Raw genomic sequence first — 1,232 nt, 5'->3', positions numbered from 1 at the left:
GGGTTAAAGGACAAAAAGAGTTGGTGGAGGGTTAGTCCCAGTTGTTTCGGTGGGGGCTTGTGTGGTGGAGGTCGTGCCAGGCGATGGCGTCGCCCCATCTGGGGATGACACCGGCTGCGGGGTGTGTGCGCGAGGCGTGTTCCCATTGGGCTTCAATCTGGGTGTCTGTGGGCATGATTTTGAGGATCTGGGCTGGTGGGAGCGGGTTTTCGGTGTGCATGTAGCACCACCAGAAGATCGCTTTGATCCGGCGGGTCAGCCGCATTCCCCGGTGGTCCCGCAACAGTTGACGCAAGGGCGCGTTGGTCGCGCCTTCGATCTGGTTGTTCATCGCCGGCAACGCCCCCTCAAACTGGGGGTCGGTGTAGGTGAACAACACCTCGGCTCCGATGAGCCGGTTCACACTGTTGCGGGCCCGCACGAGTCGTTCGTGCGTGTATTCCCACCCGCCATCGTCCCTCTTGGTCTTCTGCGCGAGGAAGCCCTCCCAGCGCTTGCACCAGTCCAAGTAGGTGTCTATCCATGAGGCCGCTTGCTCTCGGTCTTTCACGTGCAAGAGCTGCTTGCCCAAGCCGTACAGTTCCTTGGAGGCTGCAAGCTTGGGGCGAATGGTGGTAGCTTGTTTGATGGTCCCGAACGCGTGGAAGGTGCACCGCTGGACCCGCGTGTTCGGCCAGGCTTTCTTGCGGGCTTTTTCGAAGCCACTGCCCCCATCCGTCACCACCACGTCTGGTGGGGCGATCCGGTTCATGAGCGCTTCCCAGGCGCGCGAGTTCTCACTGCGTGCCACATACCAGCCCAAGATGAAATCCTGGGACTGAGCAATCAAGACGACCGCTTTGCGGCCCAGGTGGATCCCGTCAACGAACACGACCTCATGCACCTCATCCACCACCGGAGCAAGAGGCCACACCTCCCACAAACCCTGGCACCGCCGCCGAAACGACCTGCCCCCACCTGGCATATCCGCCTGCCGATTACCGCTGAGCAGCCAGGAAAGAAACTCACCCAGGTGCTTGGCCGAGGTATCAATCCGCTGCACGCCAGTTGAGTGGCACGAGGTGCAATGCCACCTCTGCTTGCCCGATTTCGACAGTCCGTACCGGATCAGCTTCCTGCCACAGGAATCGCATTTCGAGATGTTCACTCACCGAATCTGCCAGTACCAACTTTGACGCCCACTCTCCCGCACCACAAAGCCGAAAAGTCGACGTTTCACCAACACATTTTGT

At 60.1% G+C, this 1,232-nt stretch carries 1 protein-coding gene; it reads right to left on the bottom strand.

The window, feature by feature from the left end; genetic code table 11:
• Nucleotides 1-31 precede the first annotated feature (31 nt).
• Nucleotides 32-1,147: an IS1249 family transposase gene (locus PG731_RS09120; RefSeq protein WP_270773482.1), complete on the bottom strand. Its 1,116-nt coding sequence runs from the start codon at nt 1,145-1,147 to the stop codon at nt 32-34.
• Nucleotides 1,148-1,232: the final 85 nt, after the last annotated feature.

Source organism: Pauljensenia sp. OF14-1SRA (genome assembly GCF_027694595.1).
Taxonomy (GTDB): domain Bacteria; phylum Actinomycetota; class Actinomycetes; order Actinomycetales; family Actinomycetaceae; genus Pauljensenia; species Pauljensenia turicensis_B.
Note: the sequence above shows the minus strand (reverse complement) of the source record. Positions and strands in the feature narration are given on the sequence as shown.